This is a genomic window from Actinocorallia sp. B10E7 (assembly GCF_039871655.1).
In the GTDB taxonomy this organism is placed as follows: Bacteria; Actinomycetota; Actinomycetes; order Streptosporangiales; family Streptosporangiaceae; genus Actinocorallia.
In genome coordinates this window covers 92987-113740 of record NZ_JBDPLZ010000002.1, presented here as the reverse complement: position 1 = coordinate 113740, position 20754 = coordinate 92987, and the positions used below count along the sequence as shown (strand labels likewise).

The 20754-nt window shown below is 70.7% G+C and carries 16 protein-coding genes; 12 read left to right on the top strand and 4 right to left on the bottom strand.

Going from position 1 to position 20754, the window contains the following annotated elements; all coding sequences use genetic code 11:
• Positions 1-2 precede the first annotated feature (2 nt).
• From ABGB12_RS05605 to ABGB12_RS05590, 4 genes are all read right to left on the bottom strand, one after another.
• On the bottom strand, positions 3-782 hold the full coding sequence (locus ABGB12_RS05605; protein WP_347675179.1) for an electron transfer flavoprotein subunit beta/FixA family protein: 780 nt from the start codon (positions 780-782) through the stop codon (positions 3-5).
• 184 nt (positions 783-966) lie between these two features.
• Positions 967-2871 (bottom strand): protein kinase, encoded by a 1905-nt coding sequence (locus ABGB12_RS05600; protein ID WP_347675178.1) that lies wholly within the window; start codon positions 2869-2871, stop codon positions 967-969.
• A gap of 140 nt (positions 2872-3011) precedes the next feature.
• Positions 3012-3944: an acyl-ACP desaturase gene (locus ABGB12_RS05595; protein WP_347675177.1), complete on the bottom strand. Its 933-nt coding sequence runs from the start codon at positions 3942-3944 to the stop codon at positions 3012-3014.
• A 185-nt stretch (positions 3945-4129) separates the two neighbouring features.
• A complete protein-coding gene (locus ABGB12_RS05590; protein WP_347675176.1) occupies positions 4130-4897 on the bottom strand; it encodes an SDR family oxidoreductase in 768 nt (255 codons plus the stop codon).
• 89 nt (positions 4898-4986) lie between these two features.
• Between ABGB12_RS05590 and ABGB12_RS05585 the strand changes: the two genes are divergently transcribed.
• The 12 genes from ABGB12_RS05585 (at position 4987) to ABGB12_RS05530 (ending at position 20741) form a co-directional block, all read left to right on the top strand.
• Positions 4987-8019, top strand: a complete 3033-nt coding sequence (locus ABGB12_RS05585; protein WP_347675175.1) for an SNF2-related protein — start codon at positions 4987-4989, stop codon at positions 8017-8019.
• Positions 8016-8843 (top strand): hypothetical protein, encoded by an 828-nt coding sequence (locus ABGB12_RS05580; protein WP_347675174.1) that lies wholly within the window; start codon positions 8016-8018, stop codon positions 8841-8843. The genes ABGB12_RS05585 and ABGB12_RS05580 overlap by 4 nt, the downstream gene beginning before the upstream one ends.
• A gap of 103 nt (positions 8844-8946) precedes the next feature.
• Positions 8947-9489, top strand: coding sequence for a SigE family RNA polymerase sigma factor (locus ABGB12_RS05575; RefSeq protein ID WP_347675173.1), 543 nt, complete (start codon positions 8947-8949; stop codon positions 9487-9489).
• Positions 9490-9491: 2 nt separating this feature from the next.
• The gene (locus ABGB12_RS05570) at positions 9492-10559 is read left to right on the top strand and encodes a hypothetical protein (protein WP_347675172.1); all 1068 of its coding nucleotides are present in this window, start codon (positions 9492-9494) and stop codon (positions 10557-10559) included.
• A gap of 15 nt (positions 10560-10574) precedes the next feature.
• Positions 10575-11438 (top strand): hypothetical protein, encoded by an 864-nt coding sequence (locus ABGB12_RS05565; RefSeq protein ID WP_347675171.1) that lies wholly within the window; start codon positions 10575-10577, stop codon positions 11436-11438.
• A gap of 84 nt (positions 11439-11522) precedes the next feature.
• Positions 11523-13217 (top strand): maltose alpha-D-glucosyltransferase, encoded by a 1695-nt coding sequence (gene treS, locus ABGB12_RS05560; protein WP_347675170.1) that lies wholly within the window; start codon positions 11523-11525, stop codon positions 13215-13217.
• A 222-nt stretch (positions 13218-13439) separates the two neighbouring features.
• Positions 13440-14276, top strand: coding sequence for a glycosyltransferase family 2 protein (locus ABGB12_RS05555; RefSeq protein ID WP_347675169.1), 837 nt, complete (start codon positions 13440-13442; stop codon positions 14274-14276).
• Complete coding sequence (locus ABGB12_RS05550) at positions 14273-15343, top strand: GNAT family N-acetyltransferase (RefSeq protein ID WP_347675168.1); 1071 nt, start codon at positions 14273-14275, stop codon at positions 15341-15343. The genes ABGB12_RS05555 and ABGB12_RS05550 overlap by 4 nt, the downstream gene beginning before the upstream one ends.
• Complete coding sequence (locus ABGB12_RS05545; protein WP_347675167.1) at positions 15340-16389, top strand: glycosyltransferase; 1050 nt, start codon at positions 15340-15342, stop codon at positions 16387-16389. The genes ABGB12_RS05550 and ABGB12_RS05545 overlap by 4 nt, the downstream gene beginning before the upstream one ends.
• On the top strand, positions 16389-17153 hold the full coding sequence (locus ABGB12_RS05540) for a polysaccharide deacetylase family protein (protein ID WP_347675166.1): 765 nt from the start codon (positions 16389-16391) through the stop codon (positions 17151-17153). Before ABGB12_RS05545 ends, ABGB12_RS05540 begins: the two co-directional genes overlap by 1 nt.
• Positions 17146-18531, top strand: a complete 1386-nt coding sequence (locus ABGB12_RS05535; protein WP_347675165.1) for a hypothetical protein — start codon at positions 17146-17148, stop codon at positions 18529-18531. The genes ABGB12_RS05540 and ABGB12_RS05535 overlap by 8 nt, the downstream gene beginning before the upstream one ends.
• On the top strand, positions 18528-20741 hold the full coding sequence (locus ABGB12_RS05530) for a hypothetical protein (protein ID WP_347675164.1): 2214 nt from the start codon (positions 18528-18530) through the stop codon (positions 20739-20741). Before ABGB12_RS05535 ends, ABGB12_RS05530 begins: the two co-directional genes overlap by 4 nt.
• Positions 20742-20754 lie beyond the last annotated feature (13 nt).

The following is a 20754-nucleotide window of genomic DNA, read 5'->3' as shown; positions in this document are numbered from 1 at the left end:
CCTTACACGAACTTCTTGCTGGCGAGGAAGTCGGCGATCTTCACGCCGCCGTCACCCTCGTCGGTGACGATCTGGCCCTTGGCGCGCGCCGGGGCGTCGGCGTGGTCGACCACGGCCGAGTAGGCGTTGGCGCCGCCGACCTTGTCGGCCTCGATCCCGGCGTCCGCGATGGACAGGGACTCGACCGGCTTCTTCTTGGCCGCCATGATGCCCTTGAAGGACGGGTAACGCGGCTCGTTGATCTTCTCGACCACGGAGACGACGGCCGGCAGCGAGGCCTCGACCTTGTCGAAGCCGGTGTCGGTCTGGCGCTGCGCGGTGATCGCGGTGCCGTCGATCTCGACCTTGTTGGCCAGGGTGACCTGCGGCCAGCCCAGGCGCTCCGACAGCATCGCGGCGAGCACGCCGGTGCGGGCGTCGGTGGACTCCGAGCCGAGGATCACCAGGTCGGCGCCGGCGCGGGTGATGAGCTGCTGCAGCGCGTAGGAGGTCTGCAGCGCGTCCGAGCCGACGAGGGCGTCGTCGACCAGGTGGACGGCCTTGTCCGCGCCCATGGCCAGGGCCTTGCGGATCGACTCGGTGGCCTTGTCCGGACCCATGGTCAGGACGGTCACCTCACCGCCGTGCGCCTCCTTGATGAGCAGCGCCTCTTCGATGGCGTACTCGTCGAGCTCGTTGATGACGCCGTCCGCCGCAGCGCGGTCGAGGGTGTTGTCATCGGACTTCAACTTACGCGGGCTCTCCGTGTCGGGAACCTGCTTCACGCATACGACGATGTTCATGGCCGCTGGCCGACCTCCCTGCATTCATCTCTCGGGCTGATGCTGGCTATAGCCTGCCAAACACCCGAATGGTGTTCCGATCCGGGTCCGGGTCAAGCCGTACCTGAATGTTACTCATCAGTAGCACAGTCTTAAACCACGGGTGCTCGCAGACAGGCTGTTTCGATACCCGGCGTGACGCGGATCACCCCGCGAAGCGGTTGATCCACCCCTTGACCGTACTGCGCGCGTCGTCGAGCCAGCCCGCGAACCCGTCCAGCGGCCTGAGGTCGGGCTGCTGGTCGAGCACGAGGAGCAGAAGAACCGCGACACCCGCGCCCAGGCACAGTACCGCGATCATCGCGGCCTCCTGACGCGGCAGCAGGGCGCTCCAGATCCGGGCCGCCTGCCGCCGGGGCGCGGTGCCCCCCGGCCCGAAGAGCTGGAGGACGACGGCCAGCAGCGCGCCGAACGTCAGCGACTCGGCGGCGGGACGGCCGCCGGCGACCAGTGCGAGCGCCAGCACCAGGCCCGCGCCCAGGCCGATCGGGGTGACCATCGCGGTGGTCATCAGCGCGCCCGGCAGCTGCAGCGGAGAGCGCAGCAGCGTCGCCGCCAGATCGCTCGGCCGCTCGCCCCGCCGGGTCCGGCGGGACTCCAGGCCCCGGGCCGCCTTGTCCCCCGCCCGCAGCACGAGCACCGTGATGATCACGACGCACAGCCCGGTGACCGGGGCCGCCCAGGTGAGCCCGAGCGCGGCGGCCAGCAGCAGCAGGCTGAGCACCTTGTACAGGCCGTAGGGCTTGCGCTGCTCCTCCCGGTCGGGACGCGTGGCCTCCTCGCCCTGCGGCCCCCGCTGGACGTCCTGCGGCCGGTGCGGCTGAGACCAGGGCAGCGGTCCGGCCGCCGGCCGCCGGTCATCGTGCGCCGTCGGTGCGTCGGAAGGCGCGCCCGCGTACAGGGCTCCGCTCCGCGACGGCCCGTAGGGCGAGTGGCGGTCGGGCGCGTAGGGCGGATCGTTCACCGTCGAGTGCGGCTGGGTGCCCTGCCTCGGCTGGTACAGCTCCTGGTACGGATCCGGAGGCGGGGCCACCGGGGGGAGCATCCCCATGAAGTCGCTCGGTTGCGGCAGCGGCCGGGACACGCCGGGCGTCGAGGGCCGCGGCGCCTGGCCCGATCCCCCCTGCGCCCTCGGCATCTCCCGCACGTCGCGGGGCGGCGCGGGCTGGAAGGAGCGGTGCGGCGCCGGCTCGTCGGCGAGCGTGCCGTGGTCGATCATCGTCATCTCGAAATCGAGCCGCCCGCACAGGTGGGCGAGGTCCTTGGCGGTGGGCCTCTCCACCGGATGCTGCGCCATCGCCGCCCGCAGGACGGGCAGCAGCGGCGCGGGCACCCCGGTCAGGTCCGGCTGGCCCTGGAGGATCTTGGAGAAGATCTGCTCGAAGGTGCCGCCCCCGAACGGGGGCCGTCCGGTGGCCGCGTAGATGAGCGTGCCCGCCCAGGCGTGGACGTCGGCGGGGGCGCGGTAGTCGTCGCCGTTGAGGATCTCCGGCGACAGGTAGCCGGGGGTGCCGATGACCATGCCGGCCGAGGTCAGCCGGGTGGCGTCCACCGACTGGGCGATGCCGAAGTCGATGAGGACGGGGTCGCCGTTCTCGCCGAACATGACGTTGCCCGGCTTGAGGTCGCGGTGCACGATGCCGGCCGCGTGGATCGCCGCGAGCGCCTCGGCCAGGCCCTCGGCCAGCCGCTTGAGCGCGGTGCCGCCCAGCGGGCCCCCGTCGGTGACCAGCTTCTCCAGGGTGGGCCCGGGAACGTACTGGGTGACGATGTAGGGCGGGTCGGCGGTGACGTCGGCGTCGACGATCTGGGCGACGAAGGGGCTGCGAACCCGGCGCATGGTGTCGACCTCGCGGGCCAGCCTCCGCAGGGCGGTGGCGTCGCCCGTCCCGCCGCGCAGCAGTTTGACCGCGACCGCCCGGCCCGTCGGGTCGATGCCGCGGCGCACGACGCCCATGCCGCCCTCGCCGAGCACCTCGGCGAGCCGGTACGGGCCAATGCTCTCCCCGGACGTGGCGCTACCCCAATCCTGATATTTCGTCGCCGCCAACCCTACCCCCGAACCGTGTGGGGGGCGTGGCAAGACCACGGCCCCGGTCCTGTCGCCGTTAAGACGCGGGAACCGGGGCCATTGGTTTCGTTCTGGCGGAAATTATCCGGATTTGCCGGGAATGAGATTCCCTGCCGGCCTCAGGCGCGGGCGGCGATCCGGGCGCGGCGGGCCTCGCGGCGCTCCTCGAACTTGGTCGCGGCGGCGTCCAGGTTCTCCAGGAACTCCGCCAGCTCGAGCCGGGCCTTCTCACCCTCGTCGCTCAGGCCCTCGAGTTCGAAGACGCCCCACTTGCGCAGCACCGGCATGAGCACGTCGTCGTGGTGCAGGCGCAGGTCGTAGATGCCGGCGTTGGCGATGGCCACGGACTTGCGCAGGAAGCCGTCGATCGTGTAGCCGGGCATCTGGAAGCCCTTGACCACGTCGGTGATCGCCTTCACGGCCTCGTTCGGGAAGGCCTCGAAAGCCGCGCCGATGAGGTTCCGGTAGAAGATCATGTGCAGGTTCTCGTCGGCCGCCACGCGCTGCATCATCTGCTCGCACAGCTCGTCGCCGGAGGCCTTGCCGGTGTTGCGGTGCGACACCCGGGTCGCCAGCTCCTGGAAGGAGACGTAGGCCAGGCCGTGCAGGACCTTGTCGCCGTGGTCGGGCGCGTAGCCGATCTCCATGTGCTGCATCCGGGCCCGCTCCAGCAGCACCGGGTCGATGGCCCGGGTGACGGTCAGGAAGTCGCGGATGACGATGCCGTGCCGGTTCTCCTCGGCGGTCCAGCGGTGCACCCACTGGCCCCAGGCGCCCTCGGTGCCCATGATGCGGGCGATGGCGGCGTGGTAGCCGGGCAGGTTGTCCTCGGTCAGGAGGTTGACCAGCAGCGCCTCGCGGGACTCCGGCGAGACCTTGGAGTCCTCGGGGACCCAGTCCTCGCCGCCCAGGAAGGCGAAGTCCCGGCCCTGGCCCCACGGCACGTACTCGTGCGGGAACCACTCCTTGGCTATCGACAGATGCCGGTTGAGTTCCTTCTCGGCCACCTGGTCGAGTTCGTGTAGCACCTGAATGTCAATAGCTTCCGGCATACCAAGACCTTTCCGGATTCACGGGATCGGCGCGTTCAGAGAGCACTTCATGCGGGGACACCACGGCGTGTCCCATGCGACGCCGTTCCTCATGCTAGGGGCCGGAGCCAAGCCCTGGATATGCGCAAGTGCTACAAGTGATCCGAGCATGGTTTGGGGAGAGCTCACAAGAAGCAGGGCTTCTTCTATGCATCCGGCCGCACATGCGTCTGAACCGCCCGGCTCCAGACCGCGCTCGAGACGGTGCGCAGCAACCCCCGGGGAGCCAGCCTCATCGCGGGCAGCAGCACCTTGTACTGCGCGCCGGGGACACACATGGCGCGGCCACCGCGGACGGCCTCCAGGCCCGCCCGCGCCACGGCGTCGCGGCTCATCCACATCAGGCCGGTCGGCTGGTCGTCCTCGGTTCGGGTGAACCCCGGGCACAACGCCGTCACGTGGACGCCCGCGGGCTTCAGCTCGGCGTGCAGGCTCTCGGTGAAGGACAGCACGAACGCCTTGGTCGCCCCGTAGACGGCGCTTCCCGGCGAGGGCGCGTAGGCGGCCACGGACGCGACGTTCAGGATCCCGCCCCTCCCCCGCCCCGCCATGGACGGCGCCGCGGCGTGCGTCAGCCGCATCAGCGCCGTCACGTTGAGGCCGACCTCCTTGGACTGGTCGGCCAGAGAGAGCTCGTGGAAGGCTCCGAAGGCCCCGTAACCGGCGTTGTTGACCAGCAGGTCCACGCCGGCGGCCCGCTCGGCCACCCGTTCCAGATCGGCCGGTTCGGTCAGGTCCGCGTCCAGCGCCTCCGCGCGTATCCCGAACCGGCCGGACAGTTCTCCGGCGAGCCGTTCCAGCAGGTCCTTGCGCCGGGCGACCAGTACGAGGTCGGTCCCCTGCTCGGCCAGGGAGCGCGCGAAACTCTCGCCGATCCCGCTGGAGGCTCCTGTCACCACTGCGTTGCGCCACATGGCCCTGCACCTTAGAGACGTCCGGGGAGTGTCGGCGGCGGCTGGTAGCTTCGAAGACCCGATCCGGTCCCGGGGAAAGCGGAATCTCCATGCTCGTCGCGCACGCCACCTGGCACGGAGGAGCGCTGTGCCTGTGGGCCGAACACGACGGGCCGCGTTCGGCCGGGCCGGGCGTCCACCCGTTCGCCACCCGGGACTTCGCCGGCACGTCCTACGAACCGCTGCTGCGCGGCGCCGCCCGGATCACCCTGGAGCTTCTGCTGCCCGGCACCGGGGAGCGTCCGCTGCCCTCGGGGGAGCTGGGGCCCGAGCCGTTCGACGGCACGCCGGTGCTCTCGCCGTGGAAGGTCCCCGCCCTGGTGCTGGAGCCGTTCCGGGCGATGGAGCTGCTGCGGACGGCCGAGGAGCGGGCCGACGTGGTGCCGGGCACGGATCTGCGTTTCCTCGGCGTGGTCGCCGCCGACGCCGCCGCGCTGGCCTCCGCCGGACGGGTGCTGCCCGCGCTGCGCGAGGAGGACGGCGACCTCCTGGCCTGCTGGCGTCCGGTGCTCGACCCCACCCGGTTCGCCCGCCTCGCCGAGGCGATGCCGCCCGCATGCCGGGCCGTGGTCCCGGGACGGCCCGCCGCCGAGGTGCTCGCCGAGGCCCTGGACGGGCTGGCCGACACCGCGGTGCGGGGCGTGGTGCCGCATCCGCTGCTGCCGCCGCGCACCGGGAAGGCGCCCGAGCGCGTCCCGTTGGCCGAACGCTGGCTGGAGGCGCTCACCGGCCCGAACCCCCTGGTCGCGCGCGAGCCCGGCGACGACCCGGCCGAACTGCGCGCCGAACTCGACGCCTGGCACCGGGCGGCCCGCCCCGCCCACGGGCCGCTGCGGCTGACCTTCCGGCTGGTCGAGCCGAGGCTCCCCGAACCGGAGCCCGGCGAGACCGGTTTCCCGCAGGTCCCGCAGGCCCCGCGGGTCCCGCTCTCCGAGCAGCCCTGGCGGGTGGAGTTCCTGCTCCAGGGCACCGACGACCCGAGCCTGCTGGTGCCGGCCGCGCAGATCTGGAGCGGGGACGTCCTGCTGGAGGGCGCGGAGGAGACCCTTCTGGCCGGTCTCGGCCGCGCGCTGCGGCTCTTCCCCGAGCTGGGCCGCGCCCTGGACGTCGCCACCCCGGCCGAGCTGGCCCTGGACACCGCGGGCGCGTTCCGCTTCCTGCGGTCCGCCGCGCCGCTGCTGGCCGCCGCGGACTTCGGGGTGCTGCTGCCCTCCTGGGCGGGCCGCTCCCGCCTCGGCCTGAAGCTCAGGACCGCCGAACCGGAGGGCGACGAGCAGGGCGCGGCGACGGGTTCGGGGTTCGGCCTGGGCGACCTGGTGGAGTTCCGCTGGGAGCTGGCCGTCGGGCAGGAGTCCCTCCAGGAGGACGACCTCGCGGAGCTCGCCCGCCTCAAGGCCCCGCTGGTGCGGCTGCGCGGCCAGTGGGTGGAGCTCGACGAGGAGCAGCTGGAGACCGCCCTGGAGTTCCTGCGCTCGGGAGGCTCCGGAACGATGACCGCGGGCCAGGTGGTCCGGGCCGTCATCCACGCGGGAGAGCGGACGCTGCCGCTGGTCGCGGTCGAGGCGCACGGCGCGCTGGGCGACCTCCTGTCCGGCGAGGCCGACCGCCGCATCACCCCCGTCGCCACCCCCGACGGCATCGAGGCGACCCTGCGCCCCTACCAGGAGCGCGGCCTGGCCTGGCTGGGCTTCATGGAGGGGCTCGGGCTGGGCGCGCTGCTCGCCGACGACATGGGGCTGGGAAAGACGCTGACGGTGCTGGCCCATCTCGTCCGGGCGGGCGCGGACGGCGCGAACGGCGCGGGCGGGCCGACGCTGGCCGTGGTGCCGATGTCGCTGGTCGGGAACTGGCAGCGGGAGGCGGCCAGGTTCGCGCCGAAGCTGCGGCTGTACGTGCACCACGGAGTGAAGCGGCACAAAGACGACGAGCTCGTCCGCGCGGCGAACGCCGCCGACCTCGTCCTCACCACCTACGGGACGGCCACCCGAGACGCCGAACAGCTGGCGAAGGTCGCGTGGGCGCGGGTGGTCTGCGACGAGGCCCAGGCGCTGAAGAACAGCGGCACGCGGCAGGCCAGGGCGGTGCGCTCCATCCCCGCGCGCGGCCGGATCGCGATGACGGGCACCCCGGTGGAGAACCACCTCACCGAGCTGTGGTCGATCATGGAGTTCGCCAATCCGGGGCTGCTGGGGCCAAGACAGTCCTTCCGCGAGCGGTTCGCCGTCCCGATCGAGGCGGAGGGCGACGAGCGTGCCGCCGCCGCGCTCAAGCGCGCCACCCAGCCGTTCGTCCTGCGCCGGTTGAAGACCGACCGGAGCATCATCACGGACCTGCCCGAGAAGCAGGAGATGAAGGTCTACTGCAACCTCACCGTGGAGCAGGCGTCCCTGTACCAGGCGACGGTCGAGGACATGCTGGAGCAGATCGCCGAGGCCGACGCCAAGCAGCGGCGCGGGCTCGTCCTGGCGACCATGGCGAAGCTGAAGCAGGTCTGCGACCATCCGGCGCTGCTGCTGAAGGACGGCTCACGGCTGCAGGGGCGCTCGGGGAAGCTGGAGGAGCTGGAACGCCTGTGCGCCGAGATCCTCGAAGCGGGCGAGAAGGTCCTGGTCTTCACCCAGTACGCCGAGTTCGGCTCGATGCTCCAGCCGTATCTGGCGGCCCGGCTCGACCGGCCCGTCCTGTGGCTGCACGGCGGCACCACCAAGGAGCAGCGGGACGAGCTGGTGGCCCGCTTCCAGGGCGAGGAGGCGCCGTCGGTCTTCCTGCTGTCGCTGAAGGCCGCGGGCACCGGCCTGACGCTGACCGCCGCCAACCACGTCGTGCACTTCGACCGCTGGTGGAACCCCGCCGTCGAGGACCAGGCCACCGACCGGGCGTTCCGCATCGGGCAGACCCGCGACGTGCAGGTCCGCAAGTTCGTCTGCGTCGGCACCATGGAGGAGCGGGTGGACGAGATGATCGAACGCAAGAAGGCCCTCGCGGAGTCGATCGTCGGGACCGGCGAGGAGTGGCTGACCGGCCTGTCGGTGGCCGAGCTGCGCGACGTGCTGCGGCTGTCCCCGGACGCGGTGAGCTCATGACGTCTCACGACGGCTCCGACGGCTACTTCCAGACGGTCAAGCCGATCCGGGTGCGGGGCGGGCCGGGCTCCGCCCTGCTGCGGGAGCCTCCGGGCTGGTGGTCGCGCCGCTTCCTCGGCTCGCTGGAGTCCTTCCTCGACGCCGAGCGGCTGCGCCGGGGCCGCGCGTACGCCGAGCGCGGCCGGGTGCTGCGGCTGGACGTCCGGCCCTACGAGGTGACGGCGTTCGTCGGCGAGGCCGCCGACGAGCCGCACGAGGTGACGCTCGGGCTCACCGCGATCGAGGGCTGGGACGAGATCGAGGGCGAGCTCGCCCGCCGCGCCGTGTTCCGGGCCCGGATGCTGGCCGGGGAGATCCCCCACGACCTGGAGGGCGTCTTCGGCGACTGCGGGGTGGGATTGTTCCCCGAGGCCGCCGAGGAGCTGCACCTGATGTGCGGCTGCGCCGACTGGATCGACCCGTGTGTGCACGCCGCCGCCGCGCTGCACTTCCTGGCGCGCGCGTTCGACGACGACCCGTTCCTCGTGCTGGCCTGGAACGGCCGCACCCGCGAGCAGCTGCTCACCGCGCTGCGCCGCCGTCCCGTCGAGAGCGGGCCGCCCCCGGTCGCGGAGACTCCGCTGGACGCCGAGGGGTTCTGGACTCCCCCCGCCGGGCTCGCCGCGTTGAAGGACCGGTCCGGGCATCCGCCCGCGCCGCCCGGACTGCTGCTGCGGCTGCTCGACCCGCCCGCCGTCAAGATCAGGCGCCGTGCCCTGACGGACGTGCTGGAACCAGCCTACGAAGCCCTGGCGGAGAGAGGCGGAGCAGTCCCGCCGGAATGAGTTCCCGTCCGCGCGCAACGTCCTGCGGGGCCCGGCGGGTAGTCGTCGGCGGAGCCCGGCCGCATCCCCCGGAGCCGGGCTCGGAACGAGGGAGAACCAGCCGATGGCGAAGCCGCCTGATCCGGCGGTCGGGTCCGACCGCCCGGAGTTCGGGACGTACGCGGCGGAGCGGTCACCGCGACTGCTGCGCACCGCGTTCCTGCTGTGCCGTGACTGGGGCACCGCCGAGGACCTGGTGCAGACCGCGCTGACGAAGGCGTGGCTGGCCTGGCCGAGGGTGGGCGACGACCCGGACCCGTACGTGTACCGGATCCTCGTCAACACCCACCACTCCTGGTGGCGGCGGCGCTGGCGGGGCGAGGTCCCCACCGGGGACCTGCCCGACCTCCCTCTTCCCGAAGGCCGAGGGGTCGAGGACAGGGACGTGCTGTGGAAGGCCCTCGGCGGGCTCGGGCGGCGCGAGCGCGCCGCGATCGTGCTCCGGTATTTCTGCGACCTGGAACATGCCGCGATCGCCCGGATCCTCGGCTGCTCGCCGGTCACGGTCCGCAGCCAGATCAGCCGGGCGCTGGCCAAGCTCCGCGTCGACCCGACGCTCCGCGACTGTCTCCCGGCCCGGGACGTCTTCCAAGAACAGGGGGCCTGACCTTGCCTTTCACCGAAAGGGACCTGCGGGCCATGCTCGAAGACAACAGCTCCGACCTCCCCCCCACCGGCGACCTCGCCGCCGCCGCGCAGGAACGCGGCCGCCGCATCCGCCGCCGCCGTCAGACCGCGGGCGCGGTGGCCGCCGCCGCCCTCGTCGCCGTCGGCATCACCGTCGTCCCGTCTCTGCGCCAGTCCGACGGGCCCGACCGGATGGCGTCGGTCGCGGCCAGCTCCTCGCCCACCACCCCTGCGGCCCGCCCCGACGTCGACCTGTCGCTGCTGAAGAAGAACGAGATTCCGTTGATACTCACCAGCGGCATCGGAAACGTGGAAGTCGTCGATTCCCTTGACCTGTGGACTGCCGGTCGATGGATTCAGACGATCGAGAACGGGCTCGTCTCGGTGACCGACCTTCGTCTGCAGGCGCTCGTCGGAACGGTCGAGGGCTTCGAACTGGCGACAGAACCCCCCAAAGACGGAGTGAAAGAACACGGCATCCTCATGAAGGTCCGTCCCGATTCCCTGATCAACAGCTCGACCGGACTCGATGAGCTGGGCCTGCACAAGGAGGAGGCAACGGCTTTCACCGTGGGTGCCACCGACCCGGCCTCCTATCCGATCGCCGAGCTCAACCGGGCGGTCCCGGCGGGCACCCGGGTCCTGCTCTACGAATGGAGGCCGGGTGCGGGTTTCGCGCCCTCCGGCCCGAAACAGGTCCGTTACGTCCGTAGTGCCGTCTTGGAGGACGCCGACGGAACCCTGGTCGGAGGCTCCTACACCAAGGGTCTTCAACCCGGCATCTGGCAGAAGGTGAAGACCTTCGACGAACTGCTGGAACTCAGTAAGCGCATCGAGTACACCTGCGCTCTCGTCGTGGTGGAAGAGCCGGAAAAGGTGAAGCCCACGGACCTCCGTCGGTTCGACCACGAGATGAAGCGGTGCTTCCGGGTCCGTACAGCCTCGCCTGCTCCCGATCCGACCGCGACCTCTCCCGCGCAGCCGACGCCTTCGCCTACCTCACCGGATCCGGCTCCCGCCGTGCCGACGCCTTCTCCCACTCCTTCTTGACCTTCGGCTGCTAGGTTGTCCGGATCTCCCACCCTGGACAAAGGCCGTTGGATGCTGCGCAGGTTCTTCGTTCCGCTGATGGTTCTCGCGTTGAGCGCGTGCGGTGTGGGCGACGCGTCCGAGCGGTCCCCCGGGGCTCCGGGGCGGTTGGACGTGTCGGTCTTCCGCAACGCGGTGGGCAACGGGTTGTTCGCCAGGTTCAAGGCGCCCCAGCAGGAGCGGGCGCTGCTCGCGGCGGGCCAGTCGCGGATCCTGCTGCTGGGCACGGTCCGCGGGTTCCGGCTGACGGGCAGGCCCCGGTCCGTGGTGATGAGCGTGCGGGTGGAGGAGACGCTCAAGGGTGCCGGCATGGTCCCCGGCCGGATGTTGCGCATCGACCTCGGCCGCAGGGACAACGCCCCCGGCTCCGCCCGTCGTGCGAACAGGGGCACGGTCGCGCGTTACCGCGCGGCCGTGCCCGAGGGTTCCCGTTTCCTGGTGCGGTTGTTCCCGCGCGAGGGCTTCCACGTGGGAGCGGGGGGCGGCTTCGTGCCGTACGGCCCCACCTCCCTGGTCTTCGAGGGGGAGGACGGCATCGTCGGCGCCTACGCCGACCTTCCGGAGACCTGGACGGAGCAGCGCAGTCTCACCGGGCTCCGCGACGAGATCTTCTACCGCCTCCGTTCGGACGGCACGGTCTGCGCTCCCCGTCTCCGCTATCCCCAGGAGGCCGGCGAGCCGCTGCGTCTGGGTTTCGAGGACTGCCTGCCCCGCGAGGAGCGCAACCTCGACCGCAAGATCCGCAGGGCCTGCCAGGGCATCACCATGCTCCGTCCCGAAGTGCACCTCTCCCGCCCGGAGACCGATCTGGGGTGCCTCAAGGTGAACATCGAGGGGTGAGGGAATTCATACCGTTCCGTAGGGGTCACGGGCGGTTAGTGTGAAGTCGACCCCCAGCCGTGCAGATCCGTGAAGGAGTGACGGTTGACCCCTCCCGTTCCGGACACCTTCGACGCGCAGGAACCCCGCGACCCCCACTGGTACAAGACCGCGGTCTTCTACGAGGTGCTGGTCCGGGGCTTCCACGACTCCAACGGGGACGGCACAGGAGACATCAAGGGGCTGATACACAAGCTCGACTACCTGAGCTGGCTGGGCATCGACTGCCTGTGGCTGCTGCCCATCTACGAGTCGCCGCTGCGGGACGGCGGATACGACATCAAGGAGTACACCCGGATCCTGCCGGAGTTCGGGGTGCTCGGCGACTTCGTGGAGCTCGTCGACGAGGCGCACGCGCGCGGCATCAGGGTCATCGCCGACCTGGTCATCAACCACACCAGCGACCAGCACGCCTGGTTCTCCGAGTCCCGCCGCGACCCCGACGGCCCCTACGGCGACTTCTACGTGTGGGCCGACACCGACGAGGGCTACCCCGACGCACGCATCATCTTCGTCGACACCGAGACGTCCAACTGGACGTACGACCCGGTGCGCGGCCAGTACTACTGGCACCGCTTCTTCTCCCACCAGCCCGACCTCAACTACGACAACCCCGCCGTGCAGGAAGCGATGCTGGAGATCCTGCGCTTCTGGCTGGACCTGGGCATCGACGGGTTCCGGCTCGACGCCGTCCCGTACCTGTACGCGCGGGAGGGCACCAACTGCGAGAACCTGCCGGAGACCCACGCCTACCTCAAGCGGGTGCGCGCCGAGGTCGACCGGCTCTACCCCGACCGGGTGCTGCTGGCCGAGGCCAACCAGTGGCCGGCCGACGTGGTGGAGTACTTCGGCGATCCGGCGACGGGCGGCGACGAGTGCCACATGGCCTTCCACTTCCCGGTGATGCCGCGCATCTTCATGGCGGTGCGGCGGGAGTCGCGGTACCCCATCTCCGAGATCATGGCGCAGACCCCCAAGATCCCCGAGAACTGCCAGTGGGGCGTCTTCCTGCGCAACCACGACGAGCTGACCCTGGAGATGGTCACCGACGAGGAGCGCGACTACATGTACGCCGAGTACGCGCGCGATCCCCTGATGAAGGCCAACGTGGGGATCCGGCGGCGGCTGGCGCCGCTGCTGGACAACGACCGCGACCAGATGGAGCTGTTCACCGCGCTGCTGCTGTCCCTGCCGGGCAGTCCCGTCCTCTACTACGGGGACGAGATCGGCATGGGCGACAACATCTACCTGGGCGACCGCGACGGCGTCCGCACGCCGATGCAGTGGACGCCCGACCGCAACGCGGGCTTCTCCCGGTGCGACCCGGCCCGGCTCTACCTGCCGGTCATCATGGATCCGATCTACGGCTACCAGGCGCTGAACGTCGAGGCCCAGCAGCGCGACGCCGGGTCGCTGCTGCAGTGGACCAGGCACATGATCGGCATCCGGAAGCGGCATCCGGTGTTCGGCCGCGGCTCCTACACCGAGCTGCCGGCGTCCAACCCGGCGGTGCTGGCGTTCCTGCGCGAATACGGGGACGACCGGGTCCTGTGCGTCAACAATCTCTCCCGGTTCCCGCAACCGGTCGAACTCGACCTTCGCCGATTCGAAGGGCTGACTCCCATCGAATGCACCGGCGGTGTGAGATTTCCGGCAATAGGACAGTTGCCTTACCTTCTGACCCTTTCCGGCCATGGATTTTTCTGGTTCACCATCCCTCCTTCCCCCGAGCAGGAATAAGTCGCCGATCTTGCGGGAAAGCCTAACAACGCCACACCCGATCAGCTCATATATCCCTCATGTCCATTACGTCACACCGTGATCATTACCTGGCTGATCGAATCCTCACCATGGCCGTAGAATATCCACGGTCCCTAAGGAGAGGATTCCCAGGGATGTCTGAACATCATGCGGGTGGCCTACATCAAAGAAGGCAGACACCCACATCCCACGGGGGCCCTGATGAACACCCAGCACTCCCTCGGGCCGGCGACGCTCTCGCAGACGCCGCGCCGCAGCCGGCTGGATCTGTCCAGGCGGCGTACCCAATGGCCGACGGTGACGGCCGTGATCCCGACCCTCAACGAAGCCGACAACCTCCGATGGCTCCTGCCACGCCTGGCCTCGGTCGACGAGGTCGTCATCGTCGACGGCGAGTCGACCGACGGCACCGTCGAGGTGGTCAGACTGCTGCGGCCGGACGCGGTCATCATCGTGGAGCCCCCTACGGGGAAGGGGACCGCGATGCGGACCGGCATGGCCGCGGCGACCAGCGAGGTCATCGTCATGCTCGACGCGGACGGGTCCATGGACCCCGCCGAGTTCGACAGCTTCCTGTCCCTGCTGTGCCGGGGCTTCGAGTTCGTCAAGGGCTCGCGCTACAGCTGCGGGGGCGGCTCGGACGACCTGACCTGGCTGCGCGACAAGGGCAACCTCTGGCTGACCCGGACGGCCAACCTGCTGTATGGCCAGAAATGGACAGACCTCTGCTACGGATATGTAGCCATGCGGCGAAATGTCGTGGAGAAACTGCAGCTGAAGTCCACCGGCTTCGAGATCGAGACCGAGATCTGCGTCAACGCGGTGCGGGCCGGACTCAAGGTGGCCGAGGTGGCCAGCCACGAATCCCACCGCCGTTTCGGCGAGTCCAACCTCAACACCTTCCGTGACGGCTGGCGGGTGCTCAAGACCATGATTCGGCTTCGTTTCGCCGGAAAACTCGACGATTCACAACTTCAACCACAGCAGCCCTTCGAACCCGTATCGGTCGGACATCTGGCGGCGGCGAGGATCAAATGAGAACGCACGTCGTTCGTCCGGAAGAATTGGGCGAAACGGAGATCCAGCGCTGGCGCAAGCTCCAGGAGGCCGACCCCGCGCTGAGCAATCCCTTCCTGGCCCCCGAGTTCACCCTCGGCGTGGCCCGCTTCCGCCGGGACGTGCGGGTGGGCGTCGTCGAGGACGGCTCGGGGATCGCCGCGTTCTTCCCCCACGAACGGCGTCCGGGCGGGGTGGGCCACCCCGTGGGCTTCGGGCTGACCGACCTGCAGGGCATCGTGGCCGACCCCGGCCTCGACCTGCCCGCCCGGGAACTCCTGCGCGCCTGCCGGCTGGGCGTCTGGGACTTCGACCACCTCATCGCCGGCCAGCGCATGTTCGCCCCCCACCACCAGGTCGTCCGGGCCGAGCCGATCATCGACCTGAGCGCGGGGTTCACCGCCTGGGAGGCCGCCGCCCGGTCGCTGGCGCCCAAGACGCACAAGACCATCCGCTACAAGGAGCGCAAGCTCGGCCGCGAGGTCGGTGAACTGTCCTACGAGTTCGCCAGCTCCGACCCCGGCGAGCTCACCCGGCTGATGCGCTGGAAGTCCGCGCAGTACCGGCGCACCGGCCGCACCGACCGCTTCACCCGGCCGTGGATCACGGGGCTGCTGCGGCACTTCCACGAGACGGGCTTCGGCGTGCTCAGCGTGCTGCGGGCCGGGGACCGCACCGTCTCCCTCCATCTGGGGCTGCGCGGCGGGACGGCGATGGCCGGCTGGTTCCCCGCCTACGACACCGAATTCTCCCGCTACTCCCCCGGCATGATCGGCCATCTCGAACTGGCCAGGGGCTGCGCCGAAGAGGGCCTCACCGAGATCTGGATGGGCCGCGGGGGCAAGGAGTTCAAGGAGTGGCTCAAGAGCCGGGAGGTGCCGATCGCCGAGGGCAGGGTCGCCCGCGCGACGCCCGGCGCCGCCTGGCACTGGCTGCGGCACGTGCCGCTGAACCGGATGCGCGACGCCGCGCTGGACAGCCCCCGGCTCTACTCCCTGGCCGACCGGACCCTCAAGGGATACGCCAAAGCGCGCGGGAGGACGTCATGAGCGCCACCTCCGTCTCCGTGGTGATCTGCGCGTTCACCGAGCGGCGCTGGGACGACGTCCACGCCGCGGTGGAGTCGGTGCGGCGGCAGACCCACGCGCCGCACGAGATCATCCTCTCGGTCGACCACAACCCCGGACTGCACGCCCGGCTGAAGGACTCGATGCCCGACGTCCGGGTGGTCGAGAACGCCGAGGACCGCGGCCTGTCCGGCGGCAAGAACACCGGGGTGTCCCACTCCTCCGGCGACGTGGTGGCCTTCCTGGACGACGACGCCGTCGCCGCGCCCGGCTGGCTCGCCGCCTTCGCCGCCGCCTACGCCGACAAGCGGGTCATGGGGGTCGGCGGGAGGACGGTCTCGTTGTGGCCGGGCTCGCCGGACTCTGCCGAGCTGCTGGAGGTCCTGCGCGAAGGAAGGCTTCTGCGGATCCAGGACGTTGACCCCCATCCTCGCCCAGATTCCGCAGAAGCCTTCACCGTCCCAACGGGCGTGCGTCCCCGATGGTTCCCCGAAGAGTTCGAATGGACGGTGGGGGGTACCTACCGGGGCATGGTCCCGGGTCCCGTGCGCAACGTCCTGGGCGGCAACGCCTCCTTCCGGCGGGAGGCGTTCGCCGCGGCGGGCGGCTTCTCCAGCGGCATCGGCCGCACCCATGCCGTCGACCGGCCGCTGGGCTGCGAGGAGACGGAGTTCTGCATCCGGCTCGGGCAGCGCCTGCCCGGCACCGTCCAGCTCTTCGAGCCCGAGGCGGTGATCTGGCACCGGGTCCCGGCCGACCGCGCCCGCTTCCGCTACTACCGCGAACGCTGCTACGCCGAGGGCCTGTCCAAGGCGCTGGTCGCGCGGAGCGTAGGGAGCAGGGACGGCCTGTCCAACGAGCGGGCGCACGCGTTCAAGACCCTCCCCAAGGGCGTGTTCCGGGGACTGGCCGAGACCTTCCGGGGGGACGTGGGAGGTCTCGGCCGCGCTTCGGCGATCACCGCGGGCCTCGGGTACACCGCGGCCGGCTACCTCGTGGGCCGCGGTGCCCGGCGGAAGGAGCACTGATGCCGACGGTACCGATCCTCATGTACCACTCCGTCCGCGACGACCCGCCTCCGGACACCGCCGCGCTGTCGGTCAGGCCCGGGGCGTTCGCCGACCAGATGGCCCTGCTGAAGGAGAAGGGGTTCACCCCCGTCCGCCTGTCGGAGCCGGCGGAGGACGTGCCCAAACCGATCTGCATCACGTTCGACGACGGGTACGCCGACTTCCACTCCGAGGCGCTGCCCGTCCTCACCTCCTTCGGCTACCCCGCCACGGTGTTCGTCACCACGGGCTGGCTGGACGACGCCGGGCCGGACGCCGCCGGACGCCCCCTGGACGCGATGCTGCGCTGGGGGCACGTCCGGGAGGCCGCCGACGAGGGCGTCGAGATCGGCGCGCACAGCCACAGCCACCCGCAGCTCGACCAGCTCGGCGACGGGCCGCTGCGCGACGAGCTGACCCGCAGCCGCCTGCTGCTGGAGGACAGGCTCCAGCGTCCCGTCACCACCATGGCCTACCCGTACGGCTACTCCAGCGCGCGCGTGCGCCGGGCCGTGGCGCGCGCCGGCTACGACACCGCGTACGTGGTGGCCAACGAGGTCTCCTCCCACCGTTCGGGCTACGCCGTCCCCCGCCTGACCATCCAGCGCTCCACCTCTCTGGCGTCCTTCGAGCGGATCGCCGAGGGCACCCACCGGTTCCACCGGGAGAAGGCCCTCACCAAGGGGTACGCGGTCGTGCGCCGGTCCAGATACCTGTACCGGCAGGCGATGCGCCGTGACTGATCCCGAAGTGCTGGGGACGGGCCCGCGGGACGTCTCCGGATCGCCGGGCGAGCGCGTGAGCAGGCTGGAGCGCGTCCGCGGCGAGCTCGGCAACCCGCTGTTCCGCAACGCCTACGCGCTGATGCTCAACGGCGGGCTCACCGGCCTGCTGGGGCTGGGCTTCTGGATCGCCGCCCGGCACTTCCACAGCCATGACGACTTCGGCCGCAACGCCGCCGTCATCCAGGCGATCATGTACATCGGCGGCCTCACCACCCTGAGCTATGTGCTCATGCGGTTCCTGCCGCAGGCGGGCCGCTCCTCCGGGCGGCTGATCGTCGCCACCTACCTGTTCGGCGCGGTGCTGGCGGCGCTGGCCGGGGTGTTCTTCCTGGCCTCGCTCGCCTGGTGGGACAGCCCCAACTTCGACCACCTCACGCGACCCGGGAACGCCGTCCTGTTCCTGGTCTTCATCGTCGCCTGGAACATCTTCACCCAGCAGGACTCCTCGCTGACGGGGCTGCGCCACGCGCCCTGGGTGCCGGTCAAGAACACCGTCTACGGGCTGGTGAAATTCGGCTTCCTCGCGGTCCTCGCCTGGACCTTCGCGCCCTCCGACGGCATCCTGCTGGCCACGATGCTGCCGGTGCTGCTGCTGGTCGTCCCGGTGGACGTGGTCGTCTTCCGGCGGCTGCTGCCCGAGCACGTCGCGCTCACCCGGCGCCTGCACCGCACCCCGACCCCGCGCGAGATCGGCCGGTACCTGCAGGGCGACTTCGTGGGCACCGTCGCCTCCCACTCCGCCATCAACTTCATCCCGCTGCTGGTGGCCGCGAAGGTGACCGAGGCGACCAACGGCTACTTCGCGATGGCCTGGATCTTCGGGCTGATGCTGGACCTGCTGGCGCTGAACATGGCGATGTCCCTGACCGTCGAGGGCTCCTTCGACACCGAGAACCTGGCGCGGACCTGCCGTGACGCGCTGCGCCGCACCCTCATGCTGCTGGTGCCGGTCTCGCTGCTGATGGCCCTGGTCGCCCCCTACGTGCTGGGGCTGCCCTTCCTGTTCGGGCCGGGCTTCCTGCACCACGCCGGGCCGGTGCTCACGCTGCTGGCGCTGTCCACCCTGCCCAAGGCGCTGATCGAGCTGTACGTCGGGGTGCTGCGGGTGCGCTCCCGCACCCGGCTGGTGGCGCTGATCCAGGTGGTGCGCTTCGCCGGCGTGCTGGTCGGGGTGGCGGTCTGGGTGAGCGACGCGAACCTGGAGGCGGTCGGCTGGTCGGTCCTGGCCGTGCAGAGCGCGGTGGCGCTGACGGTCCTGCCCGCGCTGCGCCGGATCATCCGGCCCGCCCCGGCGGTGCCCGCCCCGGCGCGCGGCGGCGAGGAAGGTGAGCGGTGAGCGTGACACTGAGCCGGACGCCGAGCGCCCAGGCGGCCCCGGAGGATCCGATCGCCAAGCTGCCCGCCGTCGTCCTCGGGCTGTGCGTGGCGCTCGGCGCGGTGCTCTTCTGGGTGCCGCTGCGCGGAGCGGACCCGGACTCCGCCGACGGCTACGGGCTGATCAGCGTGCTGCCGGTGCCGACCATGCTCGGCGCGGGCGTGCTGGCCCTGACCTTCATCGCCACCCTGTCGCTGCGCCGCCCCGTCCCGGTGCTGCTCGGCGCCCAGATCGTGGTGACCGTGGTGGCGCTGCACACGCTCGCCCAGGTCCTGGAGCCGGTCGCCCGCTTCCCGACGGTCTGGCAGCACGCCGGGTTCATCGAGTACATCACCCGGACCGGCACCGTCGGCATCAGCCTGGACGCGCGGTTCAGCTGGGCCGCGTTCTTCGGGATGATCGGCTTCCTGACCGAGGCCGTCGGCATGGACTCCCTCGGGCCGGTGCTCAAGTGGGCGCCGGTGACGATCCAGCTGCTGTACCTGCTGCCGATGGCGATGATCGTCCGGGTGATGAAGGCCAACTGGCGGGCCAAGTGGTTCGCGGTGTGGCTGTTCCCGGTGGCCAACTGGGTCGGCCAGGACTACCTGTCGCCGCAGGCGTTCGGCTACCTCGTCTACCTCTTCTTCCTGGCGGTCCTGCTCACCTGGTTCCGGCCTGAGGTGCTGCGCACGCGGCGGGCCGGGAAGCGCGGGACGGGCGAGGAGTCCGGGCCGGTGTACCGCTTCCTGTTCGGCCCCAAGACCCCGGGCGAGGAGCCGGTCCGCACGGTCGGCACCAGGGAGCGCTCCTTCCTGGTCGTGCTGCTGGTGGCCCTGCTGGTCGTGGGCACCGCCAGCCACCAGCTCACCCCGTACCTGCTCATCGCCTCGGCCGCGGCGCTGGCGCTGGTCGGCCGCAGCGAGCTGCGCGCGCTGCCCGTCATCGGCGGGGTCGTCTACCTCGGCTGGATCTCCTTCATGGCCTACGGCTACTGGGGGCCCGACCCGGCCGGCACCCTGTTCGCCGGGGGCGGCAACCCGCTGCAGACGTTCCTGGAGAGCACCACCGGCCGGATCTCGCCCAGCGAGCAGCTCGGCCGGATCCAGACCGCGCGGATCCTGCTGGTGCTGGTCCTCATGGCGCTGACCATGGTCGGGCTGCTGCGCCGGCGCCTGCGCGGCATCGACGACCGGGTCGCGTTCGTCCTGCTGGTCGTCCCGCTCAGCTCGTTCGGGCTGCAGTCCTACGGCGGCGAGATCGCGCTGCGCACCTACCTGTTCATGCTGCCCGGCGCGGTGTTCCTCGCCGCCTACGCCTTCTACCCCGACCCCAAGCCGGTGCCGGTGGTCAGGTCGGTGCCGCGGATGCAGCGGTTCCGGCACCGGCTCCCGGCCCTGGTGGCCGGTTCGTTCGCGCTGCTGCTCATGGGCGGGTTCCTGACCGTCAGGTACGGCAACGAGGCGTTCGAGCAGGTGAGGCCGGGCGAGCTCAAGGCCTTCGACGCCATGATCTCCGACTCCAAGGGCGACCCCATCACCCTGGTCTGGGTGAGCGGCGAGATCGTCACGGTGCCCGAGGCGGCCAGCCAGACCCCGCAGGGGCCCTGGGGCTACCGGTACTTCGAGCGGTTCCACTGGTTGCGGGTCGAGTTCGCCCAGGAGCCCTGGGCGAGCAATCTGAGCAAGAAGCCGCCCGTCCCGCTCACCGCCGAGCAGCAGCGCAGCCGCAGGCCCACCGTCGAGGAGGTGCTGGCGCAGATGAGGAGCCAGCCCGGCACCTACCTGTACCAGTCGCGCACCAACGACACCTATCAGACGCTGAACTTCGGGCTGGCCCCCGACTGGGGAGAGCGGCTCATCCGCCAGATCGACGCCTCTCCGGAGTTCGTCAAGGTCTTCGGTGACGGCGACGCCTCGGTCTACAAACTGGCGAAGCCGGGTCCGCGACCCGAGCCCGACCCCCCGCCGGCCCAGCTGACCATCGGAGTGAGCAACTGGACGCCCGCAGGGCTGATCTACCTCCCTGTGCTCGTCGGCGTCCTGACCGCCAGGGAACTGCGACGCATCAGACTCTCCCCCGACCAGTACGGACGCCTCCGGCCGTACACGGTGGTCGCGGTGCCGCTGTTCCTCGGCTTCGTGGCCATCGTGGTCGAACGTTTCCTCACCCTCAAAGGACTGACCCCTTGAGCGACCGACCTTC

Bases quoted from the DNA above. Each gene is read 5' to 3' on its own strand.
- ABGB12_RS05555 (WP_347675169.1), top strand. From the start codon at position 13,440: ATGAACACCCAGCACTCCCTCGGGCCGGCGACGCTCTCGCAGACGCCG.
- ABGB12_RS05575 (WP_347675173.1), top strand. From the start codon at position 8,947: ATGGCGAAGCCGCCTGATCCGGCGGTCGGGTCCGACCGCCCGGAGTTC.
- ABGB12_RS05540 (WP_347675166.1), top strand. From the start codon at position 16,389: ATGCCGACGGTACCGATCCTCATGTACCACTCCGTCCGCGACGACCCG.
- ABGB12_RS05590 (WP_347675176.1), bottom strand. From the start codon at position 4,897: ATGTGGCGCAACGCAGTGGTGACAGGAGCCTCCAGCGGGATCGGCGAG.
- ABGB12_RS05545 (WP_347675167.1), top strand. From the start codon at position 15,340: ATGAGCGCCACCTCCGTCTCCGTGGTGATCTGCGCGTTCACCGAGCGG.
- ABGB12_RS05550 (WP_347675168.1), top strand. From the start codon at position 14,273: ATGAGAACGCACGTCGTTCGTCCGGAAGAATTGGGCGAAACGGAGATC.
- ABGB12_RS05580 (WP_347675174.1), top strand. From the start codon at position 8,016: ATGACGTCTCACGACGGCTCCGACGGCTACTTCCAGACGGTCAAGCCG.
- ABGB12_RS05595 (WP_347675177.1), bottom strand. From the start codon at position 3,944: ATGCCGGAAGCTATTGACATTCAGGTGCTACACGAACTCGACCAGGTG.
- ABGB12_RS05605 (WP_347675179.1), bottom strand. From the start codon at position 782: ATGAACATCGTCGTATGCGTGAAGCAGGTTCCCGACACGGAGAGCCCG.
- ABGB12_RS05585 (WP_347675175.1), top strand. From the start codon at position 4,987: ATGCTCGTCGCGCACGCCACCTGGCACGGAGGAGCGCTGTGCCTGTGG.